Source organism: Paenibacillus sp. 01T443 (genome assembly GCF_056398325.1).
Window position 1 is genome coordinate 232,310 of the sequence record NZ_JBFTPE010000003.1, and the last position, 25,066, is coordinate 257,375.

The 25,066-nt window shown below is 46.2% G+C and carries 28 protein-coding genes and 1 other annotated feature; of the genes, 18 read left to right on the forward strand and 10 right to left on the reverse strand.

The window, feature by feature from the left end; all coding sequences use genetic code 11:
- Window positions 1-198 precede the first annotated feature (198 nt).
- From AC1DLI_RS05490 to AC1DLI_RS05515, 6 genes are all read left to right on the forward strand, one after another.
- Entirely contained in the window at window positions 199-519 is a 321-nt protein-coding gene (locus AC1DLI_RS05490; protein WP_308994354.1) for a PadR family transcriptional regulator, read from the forward strand.
- The gene (locus tag AC1DLI_RS05495) at window positions 516-1,073 is read left to right on the forward strand and encodes an HAAS signaling domain-containing protein (protein ID WP_308994355.1); all 558 of its coding nucleotides are present in this window, start codon (window positions 516-518) and stop codon (window positions 1,071-1,073) included. The genes AC1DLI_RS05490 and AC1DLI_RS05495 overlap by 4 nt, the downstream gene beginning before the upstream one ends.
- Window positions 1,070-1,906: a DUF4097 family beta strand repeat-containing protein gene (locus AC1DLI_RS05500; protein WP_477600392.1), complete on the forward strand. Its 837-nt coding sequence runs from the start codon at window positions 1,070-1,072 to the stop codon at window positions 1,904-1,906. Before AC1DLI_RS05495 ends, AC1DLI_RS05500 begins: the two co-directional genes overlap by 4 nt.
- Before the next feature lie 135 nt (window positions 1,907-2,041).
- Window positions 2,042-2,728, forward strand: coding sequence for a peptidoglycan recognition protein family protein (locus AC1DLI_RS05505; RefSeq protein WP_477600394.1), 687 nt, complete (start codon window positions 2,042-2,044; stop codon window positions 2,726-2,728).
- A gap of 230 nt (window positions 2,729-2,958) precedes the next feature.
- A complete protein-coding gene (locus AC1DLI_RS05510; RefSeq protein WP_477600396.1) occupies window positions 2,959-3,831 on the forward strand; it encodes a CAP domain-containing protein in 873 nt (290 codons plus the stop codon).
- Window positions 3,832-3,950: 119 nt separating this feature from the next.
- Window positions 3,951-4,589, forward strand: coding sequence for a 3D domain-containing protein (locus AC1DLI_RS05515; protein WP_477600398.1), 639 nt, complete (start codon window positions 3,951-3,953; stop codon window positions 4,587-4,589).
- 57 nt (window positions 4,590-4,646) lie between these two features.
- Here AC1DLI_RS05515 and AC1DLI_RS05520 read toward each other — a convergent pair whose 3' ends face one another.
- Complete coding sequence (locus tag AC1DLI_RS05520; RefSeq protein WP_477600400.1) at window positions 4,647-5,471, reverse strand: polysaccharide deacetylase family protein; 825 nt, start codon at window positions 5,469-5,471, stop codon at window positions 4,647-4,649.
- 144 nt (window positions 5,472-5,615) lie between these two features.
- Here AC1DLI_RS05520 and AC1DLI_RS05525 point away from each other — a divergent pair, with 144 nt between their 5' ends.
- Together AC1DLI_RS05525 and AC1DLI_RS05530 are read left to right on the forward strand one after the other, a co-directional pair.
- Window positions 5,616-6,500 carry a fumarylacetoacetate hydrolase family protein gene (locus AC1DLI_RS05525; RefSeq protein WP_477600402.1) on the forward strand — a complete coding sequence of 295 codons (885 nt, stop codon included), beginning with the start codon at window positions 5,616-5,618 and terminating at the stop codon, window positions 6,498-6,500.
- 88 nt (window positions 6,501-6,588) lie between these two features.
- On the forward strand, window positions 6,589-7,398 hold the full coding sequence (locus tag AC1DLI_RS05530) for a (2Fe-2S)-binding protein (RefSeq protein ID WP_477600404.1): 810 nt from the start codon (window positions 6,589-6,591) through the stop codon (window positions 7,396-7,398).
- 195 nt (window positions 7,399-7,593) lie between these two features.
- Here the strand turns inward: AC1DLI_RS05530 and AC1DLI_RS05535 are convergent, their stop codons facing one another.
- Window positions 7,594-8,856, reverse strand: a complete 1,263-nt coding sequence (locus AC1DLI_RS05535; protein ID WP_477600656.1) for a methyl-accepting chemotaxis protein — start codon at window positions 8,854-8,856, stop codon at window positions 7,594-7,596.
- Between the two features lie 516 nt (window positions 8,857-9,372).
- Here AC1DLI_RS05535 and AC1DLI_RS05540 point away from each other — a divergent pair.
- Complete coding sequence (locus AC1DLI_RS05540; RefSeq protein WP_308994364.1) at window positions 9,373-9,777, forward strand: O-methyltransferase; 405 nt, start codon at window positions 9,373-9,375, stop codon at window positions 9,775-9,777.
- 52 nt (window positions 9,778-9,829) lie between these two features.
- Here AC1DLI_RS05540 and AC1DLI_RS05545 read toward each other — a convergent pair whose 3' ends face one another.
- Window positions 9,830-10,741 (reverse strand): TIGR03943 family putative permease subunit, encoded by a 912-nt coding sequence (locus AC1DLI_RS05545; RefSeq protein WP_477600407.1) that lies wholly within the window; start codon window positions 10,739-10,741, stop codon window positions 9,830-9,832.
- Complete coding sequence (locus AC1DLI_RS05550; protein WP_477600409.1) at window positions 10,738-11,757, reverse strand: permease; 1,020 nt, start codon at window positions 11,755-11,757, stop codon at window positions 10,738-10,740. The genes AC1DLI_RS05545 and AC1DLI_RS05550 overlap by 4 nt, the downstream gene beginning before the upstream one ends.
- 120 nt (window positions 11,758-11,877) lie before the next feature.
- Window positions 11,878-12,138, forward strand: a binding site (T-box leader).
- 55 nt (window positions 12,139-12,193) lie between these two features.
- Here AC1DLI_RS05550 and trpS point away from each other — a divergent pair.
- The gene (trpS, locus tag AC1DLI_RS05555; protein WP_308994367.1) at window positions 12,194-13,183 is read left to right on the forward strand and encodes a tryptophan--tRNA ligase; all 990 of its coding nucleotides are present in this window, start codon (window positions 12,194-12,196) and stop codon (window positions 13,181-13,183) included.
- 33 nt (window positions 13,184-13,216) lie between these two features.
- Here trpS and AC1DLI_RS05560 read toward each other — a convergent pair whose 3' ends face one another.
- Complete coding sequence (locus tag AC1DLI_RS05560) at window positions 13,217-13,393, reverse strand: DUF5325 family protein (RefSeq protein ID WP_477600411.1); 177 nt, start codon at window positions 13,391-13,393, stop codon at window positions 13,217-13,219.
- Window positions 13,394-13,526: 133 nt separating this feature from the next.
- Here AC1DLI_RS05560 and AC1DLI_RS05565 point away from each other — a divergent pair, with 133 nt between their 5' ends.
- Window positions 13,527-13,739, forward strand: coding sequence for an alpha/beta-type small acid-soluble spore protein (locus AC1DLI_RS05565; RefSeq protein ID WP_054023438.1), 213 nt, complete (start codon window positions 13,527-13,529; stop codon window positions 13,737-13,739).
- 164 nt (window positions 13,740-13,903) lie between these two features.
- Here AC1DLI_RS05565 and AC1DLI_RS05570 read toward each other — a convergent pair whose 3' ends face one another.
- Complete coding sequence (locus AC1DLI_RS05570) at window positions 13,904-14,890, reverse strand: metal-dependent hydrolase (protein WP_477600413.1); 987 nt, start codon at window positions 14,888-14,890, stop codon at window positions 13,904-13,906.
- An 88-nt stretch (window positions 14,891-14,978) separates the two neighbouring features.
- Here AC1DLI_RS05570 and AC1DLI_RS05575 point away from each other — a divergent pair, with 88 nt between their 5' ends.
- Window positions 14,979-15,287, forward strand: a complete 309-nt coding sequence (locus AC1DLI_RS05575) for a hypothetical protein (RefSeq protein WP_477600415.1) — start codon at window positions 14,979-14,981, stop codon at window positions 15,285-15,287.
- Here the strand turns inward: AC1DLI_RS05575 and gerQ are convergent.
- On the reverse strand, window positions 15,277-15,861 hold the full coding sequence (gene gerQ / locus AC1DLI_RS05580) for a spore coat protein GerQ (protein WP_477600417.1): 585 nt from the start codon (window positions 15,859-15,861) through the stop codon (window positions 15,277-15,279). The genes AC1DLI_RS05575 and gerQ overlap by 11 nt on opposite strands.
- 37 nt (window positions 15,862-15,898) lie before the next feature.
- Window positions 15,899-16,321 carry a cell wall hydrolase gene (locus AC1DLI_RS05585; protein ID WP_477600419.1) on the reverse strand — a complete coding sequence of 141 codons (423 nt, stop codon included), beginning with the start codon at window positions 16,319-16,321 and terminating at the stop codon, window positions 15,899-15,901.
- 239 nt (window positions 16,322-16,560) lie between these two features.
- On the opposite strand from AC1DLI_RS05585, the gene cyoE reads away from it, so the two are divergent.
- Both cyoE and AC1DLI_RS05595 read left to right on the forward strand, forming a co-directional pair.
- Window positions 16,561-17,439 carry a heme o synthase gene (cyoE, locus tag AC1DLI_RS05590; protein WP_477600658.1) on the forward strand — a complete coding sequence of 293 codons (879 nt, stop codon included), beginning with the start codon at window positions 16,561-16,563 and terminating at the stop codon, window positions 17,437-17,439.
- A gap of 23 nt (window positions 17,440-17,462) precedes the next feature.
- Window positions 17,463-18,068: an SCO family protein gene (locus tag AC1DLI_RS05595; protein ID WP_477600421.1), complete on the forward strand. Its 606-nt coding sequence runs from the start codon at window positions 17,463-17,465 to the stop codon at window positions 18,066-18,068.
- On the opposite strand, the gene AC1DLI_RS05600 is transcribed toward AC1DLI_RS05595, so the two are convergent.
- Both AC1DLI_RS05600 and AC1DLI_RS05605 read right to left on the reverse strand, forming a co-directional pair.
- Entirely contained in the window at window positions 18,065-18,436 is a 372-nt protein-coding gene (locus AC1DLI_RS05600) for a toprim domain-containing protein (RefSeq protein ID WP_477600660.1), read from the reverse strand. The genes AC1DLI_RS05595 and AC1DLI_RS05600 overlap by 4 nt on opposite strands.
- A gap of 394 nt (window positions 18,437-18,830) precedes the next feature.
- Window positions 18,831-20,000 carry an MFS transporter gene (locus AC1DLI_RS05605; protein ID WP_477600423.1) on the reverse strand — a complete coding sequence of 390 codons (1,170 nt, stop codon included), beginning with the start codon at window positions 19,998-20,000 and terminating at the stop codon, window positions 18,831-18,833.
- Window positions 20,001-20,161: 161 nt separating this feature from the next.
- Between AC1DLI_RS05605 and AC1DLI_RS05610 the strand changes: the two genes are divergently transcribed.
- The 4 genes from AC1DLI_RS05610 (at window position 20,162) to AC1DLI_RS05625 (ending at window position 25,065) form a co-directional block, all read left to right on the forward strand.
- Window positions 20,162-20,611: a hypothetical protein gene (locus AC1DLI_RS05610; protein WP_308994375.1), complete on the forward strand. Its 450-nt coding sequence runs from the start codon at window positions 20,162-20,164 to the stop codon at window positions 20,609-20,611.
- Between the two features lie 5 nt (window positions 20,612-20,616).
- Window positions 20,617-21,765, forward strand: coding sequence for a transglutaminase domain-containing protein (locus AC1DLI_RS05615; RefSeq protein ID WP_477600426.1), 1,149 nt, complete (start codon window positions 20,617-20,619; stop codon window positions 21,763-21,765).
- A gap of 48 nt (window positions 21,766-21,813) precedes the next feature.
- The gene (locus AC1DLI_RS05620; protein WP_477600428.1) at window positions 21,814-23,901 is read left to right on the forward strand and encodes a peptidoglycan D,D-transpeptidase FtsI family protein; all 2,088 of its coding nucleotides are present in this window, start codon (window positions 21,814-21,816) and stop codon (window positions 23,899-23,901) included.
- 204 nt (window positions 23,902-24,105) lie between these two features.
- Complete coding sequence (locus AC1DLI_RS05625; protein ID WP_477600430.1) at window positions 24,106-25,065, forward strand: metal ABC transporter solute-binding protein, Zn/Mn family; 960 nt, start codon at window positions 24,106-24,108, stop codon at window positions 25,063-25,065.
- Window position 25,066: the final 1 nt, after the last annotated feature.

The following is a 25,066-nucleotide window of genomic DNA, read 5'->3' on the forward strand; positions in this document are numbered from 1 at the left end:
CCTCCGATAGACGGCTTAGGCTGTAATGTCGGAGGTATTCTTTTTTGAACACTATCTTGCATTGTAGAATAGTATGTGGTAAATTGTAAAAAAGAGTAAATCACCTCGACGCGCTATTCTATAATGGTGAATAGTAAGTTATGCTTCATATACATTTTTGAAGCGGATCAGCTAAAGTTCACATATGGGGGACAGGAAATGAACATTCAGTTTAAAAAAGGCGTACTCGAAATTTGCGTTTTGGTCTTGGCAACAAGAGGAGACCGTTACGGGTATGAGCTTGCGGTCAAAATATCCGAAAAATTCGAGGTAGCTGTAGGAAGCGTCTATCCCTTGTTAAACAGATTGACACAGGACGGATACTTCTCAACTTATTTGAAGGAGTCGAACGAAGGACCTCCACGCAAGTATTATCAATTGACGCAGGAAGGTTGGAGCCATATGCGCAGGTTGATTGCCGAATGGGAAAGTTTCACTCAAGCCGTAAATGAAATTGTAGAGGAAGGTCTAAAACCATGACGACAAGAGATCAATATATGTTAGAGCTTGAAAGTATGCTCAAAGTAATTCCGGAGCCTCAGCGAAAAGAGTGGTTGTATGATTATTACATTCACTTTCAGCAGGCGGTTGAGAACGGTCAAAGTGAAGATGATGCGGCGCGCGAGCTGGGCGATCCAAGAATGATTGCCAATGAGCTGTTGCTCGGATACCGGGTGGTGCAGGCGGAGAAAAATAACAGCTTCGGAAAGCTCTCGAAGGCGGTCTTTGCAACGGTAAGCCTCGGTTTATTCAATATTATATTCATATTAGGCCCTTATCTGGCTCTTGCAGCGGTCATCATCGCTTTATGGGCATCAGCGGTTGCGATCGGTATCGCCGGTATCGGAATCGTGGTCGAAAGCTTATGGAACGGCACGTTCTCCATTCCTCAGGCTCTAACGCTTGGCTTGATCAGCAGCTCGATAACGATTTTGCTAGTCATAGGATTAAAGGCACTTACAACCTCCTTCTATAAAATGACTTTAAAATATTTGAAATTCAATACAAGAATTGTAAAGGGGAATATCAAATGAAGAAACTGGCGGCTGTTGCGCTCATTATGCTTGGAATCGGTGTGCTATGTGCATTCTTTGTTTTCAATAAAAGCGATTTAGTTAAGTTTAAAGGAGATCCATATTCAGAGGAGAAGACGGTGGATGCCTCAGCGATCCGGTCGATTCATGCGGAGACCGATACTTTTAACGTTACTTTTGTACGAGGGACATCAAAGGATATTCAAATCAAGCTTGATGGTAATGTTAACAAAAAATCATTGGACAAAATTATTTTCACAGCCGAAACAAAGGGAGATACGCTATATATCGAAGGAAATACGAAAAACAGCTTTACTATTGGTATCTCCATCGTTAATTTGAAAATGACAGTTGAACTGCCGGAAAAGCTTTGGAATACCATTGATATCGAAACAGATACAGGTAATATTGTTCTTGATCAGCTGGAAGGGAGCAAGCTTCATATTACGGCGGATACCGGCAATCTGAAGGTTACTAACTACAGCTTCGCGGAAATCGATTTCGAAACCGACACGGGCAATGTAACCTTCACAGATGGAGAAGGTATTTTAAAGGGCGAAACGGACACGGGTAATGTGCGTATCGAGACAGCCGAACTGCGGAATGATATTTCGTTGCAATCAGATACGGGCAACATCACAGTTAATGTAGATAAGGAGCCTGCTTCCGCAGCCGTTTATATCCAAAAGGATGTTGGCAGCAGCAAAGTCGAGTGGGAGGGCTTCTCCGATTCCAATGATTCTAAAAGCATCGTGGATGGCAAGATCGGCAGCGGCGATATTAAGATCGATATCAAGTCGGAAGTAGGTAACGTCAAGCTAGGCACGAGATAATAAAAAGAGGAATATTCCATGTAAGAAGCAGGCCATATCTGCAAATGGCCTGCTTTTTGCTTTTTTGCCGTTTCGGGTCATCGCTTTTAAGCATAGGATAATAATAATTGTTTTACCGAAAGGAAGCGATGCTGGATGGCTGTAGAACGCAAAAACTTCCGTAGGTTTACTTATGCGGAATATGTTGATTATTTGAAGCCGTTTCACTTAAAGGTAAAGTTCTCGCAGGTACATGTGCATGGGACCTGGAAGCCCACGATTGCGGATTACCGCAGAGCAGCGGATAAAATGAAAATTATCCAAGCGATGTGGCGTTTTCATGCCGTCACTCAAAATTGGGGCGATATCGCCCAGCATGCGACGGTCGATCCTGACGGGTATATATGGGAAGGGAGATCGCTGCTGGAAGCACCAGCCTCCTCGGTAGGCTACAACGATGCCGACAAGGATCGTATCCATCCGTTCATGTTCGAGATGATCGGGAATTTTGACATTGGGGCGGAGAAGCTTGAGGGTGCTCAGCTTGCAACAGCGGTAAAGCTAACAAGTCATATCGCAACAATGTGGAAGCTGCCAGATTCAAAAATTAAGTTCCACCGTGAATTGAATCCGGCCAAAACATGTCCAGGAAGCTCAGTGAATAAAGCTTCATTCCTAGAGCTTGTTCGCGATTGGAGAGATATCCAAATGAGTCCTGCCGACGCAAACAAAATCATTTCTACTTGGCTGTCGCCTGCTTGGTTTGCCGCTAGTACAAAGGCAGAACGAGACGAAATTCATCGTTTGGCTAATGAACTGCGCAAAGCCAGCGGTCAGCTATAAACGCTTATTTTTGGTGATGAGTATATTCTCATAAAGCAGTAACCGTGCTGTTTTGCAGGCCATTTTCACGTTAATTCCAGTTTTTGTGTCATGAAACGGCCAAAACCCCATGGTAAGATAAGTGGCGTCGGGAAGAACGAAACGCAAACAAAACGAATGCGCTGCTTCATAAAGCATCAGCGTACGTCGCTTTTGTATAAAAAAACTTATCTTATTAGGAGGAATTATTCATGAAGATGCAACCAATACGTGTAGGTGTCGCTAGTATAATCGCAGCAACCGTAATCGGCGCAGGATTTACAGCTCCAACTGCAGGTGCAGCACCGGCTGTGAAAACATACTCCAACTGTCCAATGATTACTACGATTAGTCAAGATACAATCAAGCAGATTGCAGATAGATACGGAGTAGATATTAACCAGCTGCTGGGCGGCACAATCAAATGGCCAACGACAGGCAGCGGTACAGTAACAAAGCCAAGCACTGGTACAGGAACTGGTACAGTAACGAAGCCGAGCACAGGAACTGGTACAGTAACGAAGCCGAGCACAGGAACTGGTACAGTAACGAAGCCGAGCACAGGAACTGGTACAGTAACGAAACCTAGTACGGGTACAGGAACTGGTACAGTAACAAAGCCGAGCACAGGTACTGGCAGCGGCACAGTAACGAAACCTAGCACAGGTACAGGCACTACAACTAACCCAGGAACAGGAACGACTACTGGAGGTAGCTTGAGCGCATTTCAATCCCAAGTCATCGATTTAGTCAACCAAGAACGTGCGAAAGCTGGACTATCGGCAGTTAAAAATGATGCTTTGCTTACGAAAGTAGCTACGGAAAAAGCAAGAGATATGGATGTTAATAATTACTTCAGCCACACATCGCCGACATACGGCTCTCCATTTGATATGATGCGTTCTTACGGCGTAACTTATTCTTATGCAGGTGAAAACATTGCTTCCGGCCAAAAGACTCCACAAGACGTTATGACAGCTTGGATGAACAGTTCAGGTCACAGAGCCAACATCTTGAGCCAAAACTTTACTAAAATCGGTGTCGGTTATGTAAACGGCGAATGGGTACAAATGTTTATCGGCTAGTTTGTCCCGTTTAATATTGGACAAGAGCACATGTTAAGGGCGCCCAGCGCCCTTAACGATATTTATAATAACGCTATCGAAGTTGTGAAACTTCGGAAGCGCACAGGAGGATTTACCGCATGTTTAAAAAACGCACTTTAGCAGCAGCAGTAATTGGGTTATCCGTTATGATGGCGGCAGGAACGGTAGATGCAGCTTCAAAAACACATACGACGATTGACAATGATACATTCTGGAAGCTTTCCAAGCAGTATAAGGTCCCTTTGGATGCACTGATGGAAGCGAATCCAAAAGTTAATCCTCTCAATTTATCGATAGGCATGAAGCTGAACATTCCAACCACGGAAGCGGCTGCGGCAAAGAAGACAATGACAATGAAAGCATCCGTTAACGATTCCTCTAAGACGGTTACTGCGATAAATGGTAAAGAATACGCTTACTCCAAATCGTTTTCCGTAAAAGCTACAGCCTATACGGCAGCTGCATCGGAAAATGGCAAATGGGGAGCAGTTGATTATTTTGGCGATAAGCTTAAGGTTGGCACGATTGCGGTAGACCCTAAGATCATTCCTCTCGGCACGAAGCTTTATGTGACGGGCTACGACTATAATGGACTGCCTCAAGGAGGCATGGTTGCAACAGCTACGGATACCGGAGGTGCGATCAAAGGTAAACGCATCGATATTTTCGTTCCTGGGGTAACGAGCCAAGCGAGATCATTTGGTTTCCAAAATGTAAAAGTGTTTATTCTTAAATAAGCAGAAAAAGTAAAAACGGCAATTCCCTCCTAGGAGCGAATTGCCGTTTTTTTGTTATTAGCGAGCAGCTGGCTGACCTAACAGCTCAGGCAATGTGACGAGCTCGTAACCTTTGCCGCGCAGCTGCCTAATAAGATTTGGCAACGCATTTACCGTTCCGTATAAATTTTGGCCCACGCCGCCTCCGGCATGCTGGAGAATAATCGAGCCTGGTTGAAGCGTTTTTTTTATGTTTTTCAGAATCAAGTCGCTGCTAGGATTATCTTTCCAATCGACGGAATCAACATCCCAATTGACGATGGAAAAGCCTGCCTGCCTGCTCCACTTCACCTGCTGGGGCATCAGTTCGCCGTAGGGCGGGCGGATGAAGTGAGGAGAGTAGCCAATTAAATTTGTAATAATGGCATCAGTACGCCAAATTTGCTTTTGATAGTTCGTTAACGTAAGCGTGGATAATACAGCATGGTCGTATGAGTGGTTGCCGATGATATGTCCTTCGTTATGTATCCGTTTCACAATCGCTGGATAATGAGATGCACGGTTTCCAACGATGAAGAAGGTTGCGCAAGCATCATGCTGGGCTAAGATATCCAATATCATCGGCGTGTACTTCGGATCAGGGGCATCATCGAAGGTAAGTGCAATCCGCTTCGAATGACGCGGGCCGTTTAATAAAAAGGTGCTCGGAAATTGCTGGTGAAGCTTTACCCATGACATGGAGGCAGCTCGGCGCTTCTTTTTTTCCTTATCGGGCGCGAATTGCCCTGCTTGCTTTCCGCTGGCAGACGCGGCATACGCGTCAGCCGAAATTCCAAGCAATAAAATACTGAGCAAAGCTAGGCCTGCAGCAGCCAGCCATTTTTGATGCTGTTTTTTTCGCATACCTTATCAGTCCCGTCCCCATGATTGAGAATAAAAAGCTGTGCCGCTATTTTACCCAAGAACCTTTCTTTCATGCACTTTACAAGGAAAAAGAGGAAGCTTAAGATGAATATATAATGCTCGTTATATAGGAGGAGAATGATTATGAAGCTGCTGCAGTTTAAACTCTCGGATGATGTATTGCTTGGGATGAAAACGGAAGAAGGTGTTATCGATATTGCAGCCGCATCACAGGCAATAGGGATAGCTGCGCCTAGGTCAATGGAAGCTGCTCTCTTAGGCGGCGAGGCTGTAAGAGCACAATTGGAAGCGCTTAGAGAAGCTGTGCAAAAAGAAGCAAACCCTGCCTACTTGGTGGCGGAATCGAGCCTGACGTATGCGCCGGTCGTTTCCAATCCGCAAAAAATTATTTGTGTAGGCTTGAATTACCGAAAGCATGCGGAGGAAACGAAAGCGGAAATTCCCACCTCACCGATTCTGTTTAATAAGTTTGCCAATTCTCTAAGCGCACATGGTGATATTGTCGAGCTTCCTCTTACAAGTGATGAGGTAGATTACGAAGCAGAGCTAGCCATTATTATTGGTAAAACAGCCAAAAATGTTGAAGAAACCGAGGCGCTTGACTATGTTTTTGGTTATAGCTGCGCAAATGATCTATCCGCACGCAATCTACAGCGCCGTACTTCGCAATGGATGCTTGGGAAAAGCTGCGACGGTTTCGCGCCGATCGGACCGTATCTTGTGACTGCCGACGAGGTGGTTAATCCGGATGAGCTAACGATTTCCTGCAGCGTGAATGGGGTACAGAAGCAGAATTCCAATACAGCTGATATGATTTTCTCATGTAGCGCCATTATCAGCTACATATCCAAACATATGACGCTTGTGCCCGGGGATGTTATTTTAACGGGAACGCCTGAAGGTGTCGTCATTGGCTATCCCAAGGATCAACGGGTATATCTGAAGTCAGGCGATGTAGTGACCGTTAATATCGAGCAGCTGGGAGAGCTTACGGTCAATATGGCTTAATGTAATTGATAATCATTATCGCATACGGTATAATAATTTTAATGCCAAATTATTGTACATGTATGGGGATGAGAGGACGATTGCATCGATGAATGAAGCAATGCTGGAGCTGCTGGAGAGTAATTTTGATCTGACGGTAAAAAAACGGGATGATCTCTTATTCAGCTGTCCCGCAACGGATCTACTGGATGAGGATAAAATGAAGCGGCTATTGGAGATCTATACTCCTTTAGTAAAAGGAAATGATCCTTCTGTAGGAGAAGTCTATACGGCGGGATGGTTTCGCGGACCGATGCTAGGTTTGATTTATATGCTCTCAGCATGGAACAAGACCTTGGACTTATCATTAGATAATATTACGGTTCAAATTTATACGGCTGACTATAACGGATATAAATATACGGCAACTAATTTTTATTTGAATCAAACGGATCTCATAGCTGCACCTGAGCAGGAACATGAACACGCGGCTTGGACGAAGGACAGGATCAGCGGTTTTTTTGAGCATACGGTACTGCCGATTTTTGAATCCATTGCCAAGGTAGGCACCTTACAGGTAGGCATGCTCTGGGGACAGCTTCCAACCTCGCTCGCTTACGGCTATGACCGACTGATGGATATGGATGTGAGCGAGCAGGTAAAGCAGCAGGCGCACAACAATTTTGAGCTTGTGAAGTCGCTTGAGGCTTCGGTTTTCGCACGAAACAAAAATCCGCTTAATGTAAAGTTCCGTATGACAGAAGCGATGGATAATCCAGATAAGCAGGTTCGCCTGAAATCTTCCTGCTGTTTGTATTATCACGTAGACGGCGGTTATTATTGCTATACCTGTCCGAGAATCAAAGAGAGCGAACGCGAGGAGCGCCGGCAAGAGTATAGAGCTAAGCAGCAAGCTTAATGGTGCCAGTCGAATTAAAAAGACCGTAATCAACCCGCGATAAGAGGGCTTGATTACGGTCTTTTTTCAATATATAAGAATTTATAAGTTTTCACTTATAAATGTGCTTATATATCACCGCGAAACGTCAGCTTTTGCCACAGAGGACGGCGACAGCCGTTTACGCTTGTATACACTTAATTCGTGAAGCGAAATTTATTTCATTTTGAAAACACTAATCGTTCTTAGGAGCTGGCCTGCCATCGTGCGCATGCGTTCGGTTTCTTCCACAACCGCCTGCACGGACGCGATCTGTTCGTTCATGGAAGCAGAAACCTGTTCGGTGCCTGCAGCGGATTGCTGCGTAATCGCAGAAATGTTCTGGATCGCACCGGATATTTTTCGGGCGCTCTCAAGCATCGCATCGCTTTCCTKCGAGAATACAAAAATTTTGTCCGTAATAAATTGTACGCTTTGAACGATTTCCGAGAATACGAGTTCCGATTCCTTGATGTGCTCGGTTTGCAGCTTAACGACCTCTTCGTTTGTTTTCATGTTGCTGATGGTATGCTTGATGCCCTCATCAATACTCTTCACCAGCTGGAATACTTGTTTGGTTGAAGCGCTGGATTCCTCCGCGAGCTTGCGGACTTCTTGGGCGACAACAGCAAAGCCTCGGCCATGTTCGCCTGCTCTTGCTGCCTCGATGGAAGCGTTCAAGGAAAGCAAGTTGGTTTGTTCAGCTAAATCAGAAATGGTCGTAGTAATGGCACTGATCCCCTTCGCTTTGCTTGCGAGATCTTCGATCGTAGCCGATACCTTTTCCGTGGCTTCCACGTTGCGGCGCATACCTTCGGCTTGTACATCCAGAGCCTTCATGCCTTTGTCTACGAGCTGCAGCGTCTGTTCTGAGCGTGTGTTCATCTCTTTCGTAGAGGAAGCATAGTCGGACACTTTCTCTTCGATTTCATTGATCGACTCGCTCATATCCGATACATCTTCGGAAATTTCATTTGCCCCGGTCGCAAGCTCGTTGGCGGAGGCTGCAACCTGCTGCATAGCTATTTGGATATTATTGTTTTTATCAAAGATGCTGTGGCTCGTATCGGACACGTGACGGATAATGTTTGTTGTTTCCGTCAGGATGTCGCGAAGCTTATCAATCATGCTGTTGAAGGAATGTCCCAGCTCCCCTAAAGCGGAAGAGGAATTAGTGTCGATTTTTTGGGTGAAATCGCCTTTGGAAATTCGAAGTGCGGTTCCTTTGATTTCATCGAAGGAATTGTTGATCGATTTCTCAATAAAGGAAACAAGCGGAAACGTAGCGATTGCCATAATGATTGTGACGATAATGCCTGTAAGAAGAGAGCCGCCAGATATCGATAAAACGAGAAGCATAATGAGGGCGAACACTGCTAAATTCAGATAGGAAGTGATCATCAGCTTATTGCGCACGGAAAGCGAATAGTACCATTGGATCATTATGTAAGCGCTCCTTTTATTAGATTATCCATATTATAGCACCACCCGCGAAATTGGTCTATAATTGTCGATTTGCAAAATGTATAAATATTTAGTGCCCGCAAGCGCCTTTTCGGAAAATACCAAATACGTTTTCGGTGTAACGCAAATTAGAAAATGATACCATTAGCGGTAATCGTAATTAGTTATTCGATTTACTGTTATTTATAAATGATGGTTCAAATATCCTAAATACCGATTTTAAATTTGGAAAAAGCAGGTGGAGCCAGGCGACAGAACTAATATAGCGGCTATCTTAGTCCAAAAGATTCAATTCGTATTTGCACATTATTGATTATCTTATTTAAATATGTAAAAAATAAGCATTAAACATTATTTATTGGTCGAAAATAATCGAATTTTTAAAAATAATGTTGAATAATATATTGTAAATGATAGAAATGAACTATATAATATGCGTTGAGACCTATATGGAAACTCATACCTAATAAATCATAAAGGAGGATAATTTGTATGCAAACGGATTCGACATCACTCGCTCGTCAAGTAGAATTTGTATTTCGCCAGCTTGAAGGTGAACTGACTAACGCTACTGCCGGTACGGTATTAATTCATGTAAGAAATAATGCGGTAGGAAAGTTCGGGGTAAGACATCATCCCATTGAAAGCAAAAACGGAAAGTTTGAGAGTGGGGATAAGGGACTTACAGCGGTTCAAGTCCAAGCCTTTAAGCAAATGGCAATTGAGTCGCTGAAGTACAGGAAGGAATGGTCGCATGGCGAAATTTTGTATGATTTCTCTGTACGGACAAGCTCCAACACTTGGTCAGCCAGCATCCTTTTTGAATCCAATTATAATATGGCTAATTGGAATTCACGCTATTATCCGAAAAGAAATGATTTATGGGATTCACAATAAACAGACACAGCGAACAAGAAAAAGAGCTGACGACCGCCGTCAGCTCTTTGCTTTATAGACCAAAATCGAGATCAGGATACACGTAAGGCGACTCTGGTGTCTTTATTCTCTCCAGTTTAACGGCATCCAATAGGATAATTTCGTTATCCATATAGGTAGAGGTAGTCAAGGTGCCTTTTACGGTTACCCATTCGTCATCCGCATACTCACTAGCTTTTGGCCAATTAATCATTAGTCCGTAAGGCAGAGCGTCTGCTGAACAGCAGCTCATTGCGAATCTGCTGACCGCAAAACGTTCCTTGCCCATATCTTCCTCGCGATAAACAAAGCCGGTTATTTCAATTTCCTTTCCCATGAACGCTTCCCGAAAGAGATCAAGCGTCGTTAAGGTCTCGATAAATTGCTTTTCCGGTACGCTGATAAGCGGCTGGGCATAAAGCTTTTTCCCATAAGCGGCATGCGCTTCTGTATATTCATCAGCTGGAAACAGCTTGTCTATGCCATCACCGGCGCCGTTGCTGCCCTGCGCTGATTGAGGCGTATTCACAGCCGCGTCTTTGACATCCGGTGTCTGCGTGTTGTTAGACAGGGTCCGCTCAAAGCCAGCGCTGCCGGAGAGGCTCATCCCCTTTTTTGCGGCAAGCGCACTGCCGAGCGTCCCGGTAGGAACGAGGAAGCCAAGCAGCAGCGGAAATATGAACAAGCCATAAATGATGATGTTTTTGAAAATGGAAGGCGAGGGCTCATGTTCGCAATCGCAGCTTGGTGTTTGATTGCCCATCCGCTTTTGAAGCGCGGCATACACTTGATAGATTGCAGCCGCATAAAGTCCGAGCGCTGACAGCTTGACGTAAAGCTCCATTCTTGGCGCGATGTAAAGCATCATTTCGCCTGTACGGTCCAAATAAACAATAAACATGGCAAAGCCGGTTAAGATGGCAGCACGTATCAAATGATGAGTCATAATAATACCTCCGTTATCCAAGCACCGATGAAGGTTAGCGCCGCGGTTAAAGCAATCAGAATAAATACGAATTTAACGCGGAAGGTGCTTAAGAGCATCAGCGTATTTTTAAGATCAATCATGGGACCGAATACAAGGAAAGCCAGCAGCGGTCCAAAGTCAAACATACCGCTGAATGAAGACGCGATGAACGCATCTGAGGTCGAGCAAATCGATAGAATAAAAGCAAAGCCCATCATGAATACGTATGAAAAAATAGGCTGATCAGCAAATGCCGCAAGGGTGCTGCGATCAATTGCGGTTTGGATAATAGCGGTTAATAAGGCGCCGAAAATCAAATATTTTCCCATTTCAAAAAATTCGTCTGACGCATGGGATAGGATCGAGGCGACTCGGCCCTTGAACCCGCTGCCGCTTGCTCCGTGGTCGTGGCTGTGGGAATGGCCATGATAAGCCATTTGTGTCGCTTGAGTTGTCTTAAGCGGACTGTTTTTCATAAATTTATAAAGCAGCAAGCCGACAATGACAGCGATGACGAAGGCTAGTCCCATTCGAGAATAAGCCATTTCAGGTTTTGTGCGGAAAGCTGTGAAGGTAGAGGCATAAACAATTGGATTTACGATAGGTCCGGCGAGCAAATACACAATCCCGATGTAGGCAGGCATGCCTTTGCGTATTAAGCGGCGGACGACAGGAATCATGCCGCATTCGCATAAAGGAAACAAGATACCAAGCAGCGCACCGAATAGAACGCCGGCTACCGGATTTTTTGGCGTGAATTTTTGGATCAGCTCGTCCGTAACAAATACTTGCAGCAGGGCTGAGAATAATACGCCAAGGAGGATGAATGGAAAAGCTTCTAATATAATGCTTATAAATAATATTTTGAAGGATTGCAGGTTTGCGGCGTTGAAAATATGTGTCGGCAATTCTCGATTAGTAACGATAAGGGCAAGCATTATTAAGCATCCTACCCCAAGCAGCGGGGTCCCGAAGCGAAAAACGAACTTTAGCATAGACCAGTATCCTTTCTTTTTGTAAAGATTACGAATATCAGTATAGCCTATGCAAGAAATGGTAACAATAGGACAACTATTTCGCCGCTTGACTTTACAGTTTTCACAGGTATAATCGTGTTAAATGCAATGATGGGAAAAAGTAAGCTCGATAGATTTGCGTGCAGAGAGCCGGTGGTCGCTGTGAACCGGTGCAAGCATCGATGCTGAATGGGCCCCGGAGCCTACAAAAGGAAACTGGCGGCATTCGCAGCCGAAGATGTTTGTACGGTAGCTCCCCGTTATGGAGCAATAAGGCTTATGGGTGTATCATGCGCTTGGTTTTACAGAAAAGCGTACCATAAGCGAATTAGGGTGGCACCACGGTCCCTCGTCCCTTGCGGCGGGGGATTTTTTGCGTTTTTTTAAGATCATATCGGAAAGAGGTTGAAGCATAATGAAAAAAGTTCTTTCGGGCATACAACCAAGCGGCCAGCTTACGCTTGGTAACTATATTGGCGCCATGCAAAATTTCGTGAAGCTGCAGCATACGGAAGAATGTTTCTTTATGGTTGTTGATTTGCATGCGATTTCCGTTCCGCAAGACCCGGCTGCACTTCGGGAACAAACAGAAGCGGTAGCCGCTTTGTTTATTGCCGCCGGCATTGATCCGCTCAAAGCCAATGTATTCGTCCAATCCCATGTCCGCGCGCATGCGGAGCTTGGATGGTTGTTTACGACACTGGCGAACATGGGTGAGCTGGAAAGAATGACGCAATTCAAAGATAAATCTGCCGGCAAGGATTCGGTCGGCGCGGGTTTGTTCGTTTATCCTACGCTAATGGCTGCGGACATACTGGTATACAATGCTGATCTTGTACCGGTTGGTGACGATCAGAAGCAGCATTTGGAGCTCACTCGTGATTTGGCTCATCGCTTCAATACGAGGTTCGGCAAATACTTTACGATTCCGGAGCCTTATATTCCGAAGGTAGGAGCACGGGTTATGTCACTTGACGATGCCAGCAAAAAGATGAGCAAAAGCAATCCAAATGCAGGCAGCTTTATCGCATTGCTTGATCCGCCTGATGTCATCCGCAAGAAAATTAGCAGGGCGACGACGGATTCTGGCCGCGAAGTGAAGTTTGATCCCGCGAATAAGCCGGAAGTCAGCAATCTAATGAGCATTTACTCGCATTGCGCGAATATGAGTATTGAAGAGATCGAAGCTCGCTACGAGGGGCAGGGGTATGGACCTTTCAAGAAGGAACTCGCTGAGCATGTCGTATCCGTTATCGAACCGCTCCAGGCCAGATACAATGAAATTCGGAGTTCGGGTGAAATTCATCAGATATTGAAGCAAGGCGCTGAGCGTGCTTCTGTTATAGCAGACCGCACGCTAGCAGATGTAAAGGAGCTTATGGGCTTTCTTCCTCCTCGCGGCTAGAGATTGAAACGGCAACAGGGCTGACGCCACGCGTCAGCCCTGTTTTTTTCTGCGTAAGCGAGCTTTAACGATAAACCCGGCTCCGATGGTAAAGAGGCTCAATAAGCCAAATAATAATACGAGCCAACCGCTATAGCTGATTGAGACAGACATAGCGCTCAAAAATACGATAGCAACGACGGAAAAGAACAAAGAAAGCGGCTTCGACATGGTGTTTTCTCTCCTTAACAAATCATCAATATATTTTTTTGAATTTTAGAATAGTTTCTTTGAAGCAGCACATAATAAGTTTGCAAGCTTGCAACACACATCAAAGTGCAGAGGACGAAAGGAGAAATACATTATGGCAGGAAGCAGAAATCAACTTGTTGTTCCACAAGCAACTGCAGCATTACAACAAATGAAACTTGAGGCAGCACAGGAGCTGGGCGTGCAAATTCCTCAAGATGGCTACTACGGTAATGTTTCGACGCGTGATGCAGGCTCCCTAGGTGGTTATATCACTAAAAAGCTTGTCCAAATTGCTGAACAACAGCTTTCTGGCGGCTCCCGATAATCGCTTCTTATACACAATGGTGAATGAAGCCCAAGGCTTGCCTTGGGCTTTTTAGTTAGGTTAGTCATCATTTTATCACAGCAGGAATGAAGATGGACTGAACTTTTTTTAACAAAAAAAGAAAGCCCCCTGTATCATGCGGCAAGGGCTTTCCAACGTCAATATTAATAAGTATCCATACGCAGTCTTTTCATTAAACGCTCATCGCTGAGCCAGCCCACATAAGAGCCGATCGTTTCATCGTTTTTGTTCATTAGCAGGACGCCTACAAAAGGATACTGCTTACGATGACGATATCTTACATCGCACCATCTGACCTCGTACCCCCAATGATGCTCCCTGACATCTGCGCAAGCAAAGCTGGTGAAATATAAAAACGAGCGGATTGCCGGATCGTTTTTGGATTTGGCGACGGAGGGATGGTCGGAGCACTGCACCCGATCCAGCCATTTTAATTTGCCATTGCGCAGGTTGCCAATGACAAAGCCGCTATTTTTAGCTTGCTTAACCACATTCCATATCGAAAGCGAAATCGTTGGGATCGCAATATACACATCGCCCTCTTCATATTCAGAATCGAGGGTTTTCATCTTTTGTACCGTGCTTCTTGCCGTTATTGTCCTCCATACGAAGTATACGGCAAGAAACAGATACATAAGCGGAAAGATAAATGCCGGATTTACGAAACCGCCGGCCCACAGTAAAATAGCAATGACATGCGTTGTGAAAATAATGGGATCAAAGATGTGTATGATGTTCCAGGAGATCCACTTGTCTGTAAAGGGCCGCATGGCTTGTGTGCCATAGGTGTTGAACAGGTCGGTGAATACATGAACGCATACGGCGAGCAGCACCCAGCTTCCAATATGGAGCCATGGCAGGCTACCGCCGTAAAATAATTGAAGGATGACGGTAATCAGCACCGTCCAAATGGCGATCGCCGGCAAAGAATGAGAAATGCCGCGATGGTTCCGAATATATACCGCGTTACCCTTTAAACGAAGCAGACTGTCTAAGTCGGGTGCTAGCGATCCGGCTACCGTGCCAAACAATACAGCGGTTTGAATGGATTGATCTGCTGCAACTAAGGGATCGATGGCTGCCAGTCCGGCGAGCCCAATACCCATGACGAGATGTGTGCCTGTATCCATGTCGAGTCCTCCCAAGGTAAATGAATAGGTGTAGTATCGACGGACAGGGGGAACTTTATCAAAGAAAGCAAAAGGAGACTTGAGGCAAATGTACATTTGTTTTGCGGAATACCGTATTTTACCGGAATGGCGTGAGCATTATCTGACGACTACGAAGGAGCTCCTGCTGCAGGAGCATGAGGTCTATTTATATGAAGGAACAGATCAAGAAAATCTTTTCGTTGAGGTTTGGCAAGCGTTCTCGCTCGAGCAGGCTGATCAAATCAAAAAAGAACGCTGCAGCGAGCGCTCTTCTTGGTTTCAACTATCGGATTGGATCGCGGGCGGGCCGGCGAAATTGCATGTATGGACATTCAAGCCGGCACATTCACGCGATCGCAGCTCGATTAACGGCTAGAATTAACCGTTCCTAAGGTAGCCATGCCGAGCGGTGTAGAAGAGGTCACGACGTTTCCGTTAAATGGATATTCGTAAGCAATAGGCTCGTCGAAGGTCACATAATCGAGATTAAGCGTCAAAAGTAAGTAACGCATACCCGTCGTCGGATCGCTTATTACGATATGGTCGCGACCGGCAGCCTCGATAATTCCTTTGAAAATTTTGGCGTTCCACTCGCTGTTGTTTTCGTAAGTCATGTAGAAGGTTGCCATTTTACCGCGGTTTAGACGCAAAATGTTTTCTACATAAGATTCCTCAATTGCAGGAAGAGTAACGATGTTGCCGCCTGCAGGGGTAACGAAGGCACCGCTTGGAACAGCTGGCGGCATTTGTTGCATTTGAGCAGACTGTACTTGCATCCCGGCAGGAAACGTAGTTGGCTGCTGCCCCATTGGCATGCCGGCAGGAAGCGTAGTAGGCTGCTGCCCGCCCATTGGATATGGATAGCTGCCATATCCGCCGTAACCGTAGCCATGATGTGGACCTACATTTGCGGGACTTACCTGAGTTTTAAAGCCGTAACCGTTAGACATCTTGAAATTCCTCGCTTTCACACATTAGAAATTGAAATTAATAGACAGCTGGGCATTCGCCTTGCTTTGGAATATAGAAGCAATGCGCCTTAAATCTTCCGCTGTGCGTTTGGTTCCACCAAGTAGGGGGACAGCCTCCAGCCGGACGGAAAAACCACAGCGCATTGGAAGCCGGATGCTGACGCTCACCGTTGATCATCCGCTTCGCCAATCGAATATCTTTTTCGCGGGCGCTTTGGTAAAAATAACCTTTGGTTATTGCTTCGAAGCCGCCGGGCCGTTGGTTGACCATCTGCGGAATGGAGCGAATGTTTTTAAAATCAAGACAGTTGCCGCGAACACGGTTTACGCCCACGTTGCCTACCATAAGCATTCCAAGCTCACCTTCGCCCTCTGCCTCAGCTCGCATGAGACGGGCGAGCATCTTCGTGTCCTCGGAGTTCGTTTTAATGACTGCCATAGACTTGTCGGTTCACTTCCCTTCGCATCTTTAGGACGGTTTGATACGCGGTTTGGAATGGGCATCAAACTACATAGTCATTGTACTCGGCGCCCAGCAAAATGGTTACTAAATGATTTGTCACAATTTGCGTGGCAAAATGATGAACAAAACCGTCGAACGTTGTCATCGCGGTCTTTTTTCGGTATGATTAAAAACGATTCATCAATGGATGATAGACGCATCAAGCGTCTTGTCGCATAACTCGGGAGGCTCGCTTCGTGCTGAAAGACTTGATTGCTTTAACAAAACCGCGGCTACTTCGACTTAATGTGTTTGCTGCGCTGGGTGGCTTTTTGGTTGCTTCCAAATGGGATATCGATTACCTATTGCTTATATGGGCGCTTATCGGTTCAACTTTGACTATAGCGTCAGCCACCGTCATTAATAATTATTGGGACCGGGAATTGGATTTGAAAATGGAGCGTACGAAGGATCGCGCACTGCCTACCGGTCGCATGCAGCCTGGAACGGTATTGCTTTACGGCATTATTTTGGGCATAGCTGGACTAGCCGTCTTGTTCATACTCGTTAATCCTTTATCGGGTTGGCTTGGCCTGCTAGGGTGGTTCGTTTACATTGTCATTTACACGATGTGGCTAAAACGGACTTCTACGTGGAGTACTTCGGTCGGAGGGATCTCGGGAGCTATGCCGCCCGTTATCGGATACTGCGCGGTTACGAATGAGGTTGATGCAGGAGCTTGGATTCTATTCGCACTRCTGTTTCTATGGCAGCCCGCTCATTTCTGGTCGCTTGCGATTAGAAGGGTGGAGGAATACCGCGCTGCGGGCTATCCTTTGCTTCCGGTTGTGAAGGGTATCAAGCGGACTAAGCTGCAAATGATTCCCTACATCGTACTGCTGCTGCCGACTGGGATCTTGTTTTACACCTACGGGTATGTAGGCATTTACTTTTTAATTATTTCTGTTTTGGGCGGACTTCTGTGGCTCGTTCATACGCTTCGCGGTACAGGAGCCAAGGATACGGAAAAATGGGCAAAAACAAATTTCCTTATTTCGGTTAATTATTTAATGGTAATTTTCGTTGTTATGATTCTGAATACGACAGGGTCATAAGTATTGATTAGGGAGTGACTTTCGTGGTTTTTTTGAAGAAGCATAGCTTTAAGATAGCAGTGCTGGCGCTATGCGCGGCTATGGGCATTTATTTATTTATTACGTACGGCATGCAGCCGAAGCAGACGCTTCCCATCGAGATGGCTGCTCCGGCATTCGAGCTTACGGATATTGACGGACAGAAGGTTTCGCTCCAATCCACCAATGGCAAGGCGCGAATCGTTTATTTCTATTTTGCGAATTGTCCGGATGTATGTCCGCCGACCACCTTCCTGCTCTCCCAGGTACAGGATCAGCTTGAAGCGGAAGGCAAACTTGGCACAAAGGCAGAACTGATATCCATCACGTTCGATCCGGAGCGCGATACGCCGGAAGTCATTCGCGATTTTGCGAAACGCCATTTTGCCGATACGAGCAGCTGGCGATTCCTGCGCGGAGAAGAAGCGAACACGCTTCAATTGGCTAAGGATTTCGGCGTGTCTGTGATGAAAAACGAAGACAGCTCTTATACACATATGAATGTTATTACCATCGTGGACAAGGACGGACAAATCCGGAAATGGATTGACGGCAGCAAGGAAGATTTAACAGCTGAAGATATCGTCAATGAATTAAATAAGGTGCTTTAAAATTCATCTTTGCTCCAACTGGAAGCGGGACTCTGCGCAGGATAATTAATATGCGCATCGAGGCCCGCTTTTTCTAATTGCTCAATTAAATATTCCAGAGGGGTATGCTCAACGCCAGAATAGCCTCTACGGGTATAAATATGCTCAGCGTCTGGAAAAACATCGCGAAGCAAAAAGCGGATTCTTTTTCCAGAGGAATCATTGTCGGTGAAAATATAGGCTTGATTATGCCCCACCTGCTTGCGAAGCTTGTCCAGCTGCTCGGAGCCGGGCGTGCCAAAGGTGCAATAGATCGGCACCTGATCATCGAGAACGCGCTTTAGTCTTGCTTTATCATTTTTACCTTCTACGATAATGGCAATTTCCATTGAAGTCACCTCGAATACGAAAGTAGGTGCAGCTGATTGCGGCATATTTATAGTTTACCACCAAATATCGATTTTACCGATAGCAGTTGTCATAGGAAAACAAACGGCCTGCTCTCAGCAGGCCGTTCACATTTTATCCTAGTATAGGCAAGTGCACGCAATGATTACGAGCAGGATAAACAGTACGAGGATGATGCCGATATTCGAATTGCCATGGTGTCCGCAACCTTGATTCAATCCACCCACATTATTTCCAGACATATATGAGTCACCCCGTTTCTTTTTGCCTAAAAGCTATGATAGCCGTCAGCGGGAGCCGACTGTCTTGGCTGGTCATTTGCCATAATGTATGTTATGTAGAGGGGGGGAATTAGCCCTGTGCGTATACCCATGCCTACGAAAAATGGGTTCGGGACGACATCGACCTGGAAATATGCAGAGGCAGAAGCGTCACGGCTATCATCAGTGCAATGAATGCGATGTAGTAAGGAGAAATATAATCGCGTACCTGCCCGGCAGCCATAGGACCGATAAATGCGCCGATTGAAAATGCAATCGATAAAACAGAGAAGGTTCGCCCATAACGCGCACCGCCGCTGAGCTCGATTAACAGCGTGGAGAGTGCGGGTAAAATGACCCCTTTGGCCATCCCGACCAAAAGCAGCATCAAGGTAAGCGGGGCCGGCATTTGAGAGGCGATGCCGAAATAGACAATGGCAAGAAAAAGCGAGCCCCACAGCGTACGTTGGTAGGCGGATACCCGGTTTAAAAACAGCATGCTCAGCGTAACGAGAGCACCTATGCTGACAACGGAGAATAGGAGCCCGGTCGTCATCATGGCTTCCTTCGTCTTGGCTAGAAGCGGCAGCTCGAACGATAAGATGCCCTGTGCGCAGCTTAGAGCAACTGGCAGTAAGAAGACGAGCCATGGTATGGAAACCGGCTGTTCCAGCGGCAGCTTTTCTTTGCTTTTTCCTTTATTCTCTTCTACCGGAGCTGCTGCCTGCACGGCACTCCCGCGGATATCTCTAATAAAGAAGAGAGCGCAAACGGAAGTGACGATCAGAATCCAGCCAAGCAGGGTAAATGCGGTCGTAAACCCGATTTTGGCAACAAGATAGGCGCCGGCTGCGGGGGAGACGACGGAAGCCAGCGTATGGACAAGACCGTTACCCGCCATAAGCTTTCCTTGTTCCGTTCGATCGCTGGTCATTTTGGCGAGTAAGGCCAGGCAGGCTGGTGAGAGGAATGCCAGTACGAAGCCGCTTATGGAGCGCAGCAGAAGCAACTGCCAAGGGTTAGTAACATGCGACTGGAAAAGAAGCACAACGCCCGCAGCCATGAGACTGAATACGATAAAAAATCTGCTGCCGTATCGGTCAACGCCGAAGCCCGCAATAAGATTGCCGGGCAAATGCGTAATGGAGTACATGCCCATCATAAGTCCGATAAAAGAAGGTGCCGCACCCAAGGAAATAGCAAAAGGTGTCAAAATCGGATATTGCGCATGCAAATCAAAAAAAGCAACAAACAAAAATAAATAAAGCCAAACCGCTGTTTTCACAGGGCTACCCCTCCTTGCCAATTACACACTTATATACTTGTACGTTTAATTGGGACAGGATATGTCTGCATAAAAAGGAGGCAAGCGTTTACGCCCTATATTTCGTAGGTTATAATATTTTGTAATGAGATTTTGTACGAGGTATAATGGAGGGGATGCAATTGGATTTTTTGGATTTTTCGACTTATGATACGGACACATGGATGACTTTCTTTAAAGACCATTGGTTAGTGCTTGTTATAGCGCTTGTTGTACTATTTATGATTGTGCGCATTGTGAAGACCGTGCTCAAATGGGCGATCGTTGCGGCAATCGTTCTTGGTATTGTTGTTTATAGCGGCTACAGTATGGATGATCTTAAGGAGATCGGGACTAAGGTAGCGGATACGGTGAAGCAGGAAGCGGTTAATGCCATGGTAGGCGAGGCAAAGGATGCTGCTTTCGTGAACAACTCGGACGGTACCTTCACCGTAAAAACTAAAAATGTAGAGCTTACCGGCGTGCCAGGCGAGAATGAGGTAGCCGTATCCTTTCGCGGGACCGAGCTTGGTAAGTGGGAGCTTGACAGCACGATACAAACCTTCATTGACCAAGCGAAGCAGAACGGGTAATGCTTATGACTAGCTGGATAGGACGATTAGATGAGTTAGAGCCCGTTGCTGTCATTGTGCTTCTGCTGCTGCTTGGTTCTCTTGTTCAAGGGATGAGGAGAGGCGCATCGGGATCTGCGAGGCGTCTTTTCTTTTTTGTCTGGGAGGGCATTGTCATTGCTGTCTGTTTGCTGCTCTCCGCTCAGCTTACGAATAAAATATCGCCCGTCATAGCGGATTGGCTCGCCGAGCGCGTAAAGGTTCCTGAGCATGAGATCAGCAGCTTGGAGCAAGCATGGTTCACGCTGCTCACAAGTCTGCGGGATTTCGCGCTGCTGCGCTATGGCGTCTTATTCCTGCTAGGCTATTTGCTGCTGCGCGCATTGGCTGCATTCGCGGAGCCTTTTGTAGAACGCGGATTGCAAGGGATGCTGCGCAGCGGGAGGGAAGAATCAGCCGCCAGCCTGCATAGCAAGAAAAATGCAAGCCGTGCGGTTGGGGCACTGCTTGGCGCCGTTCATGGCGCAGGGCGGTCATTTCTATTCGTAGCTTTCTTATTCGTCTATGTGTCTCTTATGCCAAATGGTTGGTATGTCGATAAAATATCCGATTCGCAGGTTTATAACAAAGCAGCTGCTTGGCTAAGTCCGGTTGCGGGAGATGTTCTCGAAGGACAAGGGCCGGTTTTCACCAAAGCGGTTGAGGCGCAGTTTAAGCAAATTTTACAACGCAAATATGAAATGATTGATTATGCCATTCCTGCTGAAATCGAGCAGGCGGCCCTTTATGTAACGAAGGATGCGCAGACGGAAGAGGAGAAAGCGCGCAGCCTTTACGAGTGGCTGGGCACAAGAATTGCTTATGATTATGACAAAGCGAGCAATTATGAGGAGCATGGGATTTGGAAGGAACAAACACCTCCCGAGACATTTGATACGCGAAAAGGCGTATGTATAGATATAGCTCGTTTGTATGCGGTAATGGCGAGGTCAGCAGGCCTTGAGGTACGGGTTGTGACGGGGATGGGTGCCGACGGGCGCGGAGGCTTTGGTCCTCATGCTTGGAATGAGGTGCAGATCGGATCAGAATGGATTCCGCTGGATGCCACATGGGCAAACGCAGGCGACTGGTTTAATCCGCCGGCATTCGATGACACGCATATACGCGAAGCATAGCCGGGTTATAGGAAATCGATTTATTTTAAGGATATGAGGTGATTCAACGTGCAAGATGATCCGCAAAAGCGGGAGATCATAAACCGGCGGCATTTTTCTTTTCGACTGAACTTATTTTTCTTTATTACTTTCGCATTGTTTAGCATATTGATCGTTCGTCTGGCCATATTGCAGTTCGTGGAAGGGCCGACGCTTAGCGCGGAGGGCATCAATAAGGCAACCCGCAGCGTGAAAATTCCGCCTATACGTGGTAATATTTACGATTCTACAGGTTATCCAATCGCCTATTCCACTTCAACGCAGTCATTGTATTTCAGCATACAGCCGGAGCTTAAGCTGGAGGATGCCAAAGAGAACGCCAAGGAAATGGCGGCAAAGCTGGTCGAAGTCTTTACGAGATTCGGCGATCCAACGAAAGCGATGACCGTAGATGACATTATCCGGCAGATGGACTTGGATTTTAGACGGAATACGATCTCGACGCCAAGACGTATCAAATCCGGCTTAACGAATAAGGAAATCGCTTATTTTATGGAAAACCGGACGGACTTTAAAGGAATCGACATCTTGGAGGAAAGCGTTCGGAATTACGATACCAATTCCATCGCGGTCCAGCTGGTCGGCTATTTGAAGAAATATAAGGGCGTTAGGGAAACGGTTGATTTCTATAAGGAAAAAACGACGGAAGACGATGCGACTCTTCAGTATCTGGAAGAGGAGGATGTGGGCATGGACGGCCTGGAGTTCATGTACCAGGACGTTTTGCGCGGAACAAACGGCTTGAAGACGTATCCGGTTAACAATGCGGAGCGTATTATTGGTCCTATGCAAATAACGAATCCTCAAAAAGGGTCTGATATTTATTTGACCATTAATAAAAACGTACAGCTAAGAACAGAGCAAGCGATTATGGATCAATTGAAAAAAATAACAACCTCAAGCAATAAATATGAGCGTGCGGAATACGCCAAAACAGGCTTCGCCGTGGCCATGGAAGTGGATACCGGCAAGATCGTCGCGATGGCAAGCATGCCGGATTACGATTCAAACATTTGGGCCGGGGGAAGAATCAGTTCTGAGGATTACGAAAACTTCTCCAACGTATTGGAAAACGGAACGATTCGCAGCGTTTACGGGAAATATGACTCGGAGGAAGAAAGAAAAAAACATCCTTCCTCCATCGTGCCGCTCGGTTCTACGATGAAGCCGTTGTCTGTATTGATTGGACTGAATGAGAAATTATTTACCACATCGAGTTATTATCTCGACACGGGTGTATTCACCTACGGTAAAAAAGGTTATGAGGTATTTATTCGAAATTCGCAGCGGCATGTGTATGGCAACATAGACGGCGCAGAAGCTATTGAGCATTCATCCAACCCGTTCATGGCTGCGATGGTCGGAGATAGGCTCTATAAGCGCGGCACCGTTAACGGAAAGAGCAGCGTAGAAATTTGGGATGATTACATGAAGCAGTTTGGACTAGGCGTTCTTACAGAGAGCGGCCTATTCGGAGAATCAAAAGGGATTATCGAATATTTTGACTCGGCCGAAAGATATAGTTCACAAGCAGCGCTCATTTTGGCTTCGTTTGGTCAGCAAGGACGTTATACAACGCTTCAGCTTGCGCAATATGCAGCGATGCTGGCTAACCACGGAAAACGGCTTAAGCCGCAATTCGTTAACCAAATAAAAGACTCGGACGGGAATGTCGTTCAAGGCTACACGCCCGAGATTTTGAATGAGGTAAATTTTCCGGCTGAATATTGGAAAGAGATTGAATCCGGCATGTCCAAGGTTAGCTCGCAGGGCTTTGAAGGCGTTGATTATTCCTACCGACGGAAGACAGGTACATCCGAGCAGGATGTGGCGAAGCGCACGGCGGAAAATGCGGTCTTTATCGCGTATGCCCCTGCAGATAAGCCGAAGCTTGCCGTAGCCGTTGTCGTGCCTGACGGCGGCTTCGGTAGTTACGGAGCATCTCCAATCGCGAGGCAAATATTCGATGCTTACAATGAAGAGATCGGCCTGTACGGCGTTCCTAAGAAAAAGACTGCGGATGCGGGAAATGCAGGGAATACAGCTGATGGAAATGCAGCGAATAATACGGCGGACACGGCAAATACGAACGAATAAGCATGTTTTATTAGTAAAGGCAGGTTGGAGCGATGGCTCCAGCCTGCCTTTTTTTTCCACGGAAAGAGCCCATTTAAAAATAAATGTTGCACTAGTGAAACATTTTTGTGTATTATTAAAAAAAAGGCATTAGGCAAACTAAGATTCATAAGGGCAAACTGTATTGAATATAAAAATAAGATAAGGTTATAGGAGGTCTTTATTATGCGTAAAGCTTATAAGACGAATTCTGCTCTTCGCAGATTCATCATGACAATTGTATTTTTGACGGTGACAGCCGTCTTAACATCCGCCTGCGGGCAGAATGGATCGTCCGGAGGCAGCGGAAAGCTAAACATAACGGCGACAACCGGAATGATTACAGACGTAGTGCAGGAGGTAGGCGGCGAGTATGTCGAGGCCAGCGGTTTGATGGGAGCGGGAATCGATCCCCATTTGTACAAAGCGTCGCAAGGCGATGTGAAGAAGCTGGATGATGCCGATATTATTTTCTTTAACGGCTTGCACTTAGAAGGAAAAATGGCGGAAATGTTTGAAGCCTTGGAGCAGCGTAAACCGACGGTGGCAGTATCCAAGTATTTGACAGAGGATCAGCTGCACGCCGCACCGGGGCAAGGTCAAGGCATGCATGATCCGCATATCTGGTTTAACGTAAAGCTTTGGATTTCTGCAACAGAGGTCATTCGCGATACATTAGTCGAGAAGGATGCTGCCCATGCAGACTACTATAAAGATAATGCTGCGGCCTATATCAAGGAGCTAGAGGAACTGGATGCTTACGCGAAAGAGCAAATTGCAACGATCCCTGAGGCCAGCCGTATTCTAGTAACCGCACATGATGCTTTCGGCTATTTCGGTGAGGCATACGGGTTAACTGTCACGGGTTTACAAGGCATGAATACCATGTCTGAATACGGCTCTAAGGATGTCAGCAAGCTTCGCGACTACTTGGTCGAGAAAAAAATTAAAGCGGTCTTTATCGAATCCAGCGTACCGAAAAAATCCATTGAATCGGTTATCGAGGGTGCACGTCAATTAGGCCACGAGGTGAAAATCGGAGGAGAGCTCTTCTCCGATGCGATGGGAAATGCGGGAACGGTGGAAGGAACCTATATCGGAATGGTGAGACACAACGTGGATACGATTGTAGCCGCTTTGAAATAGC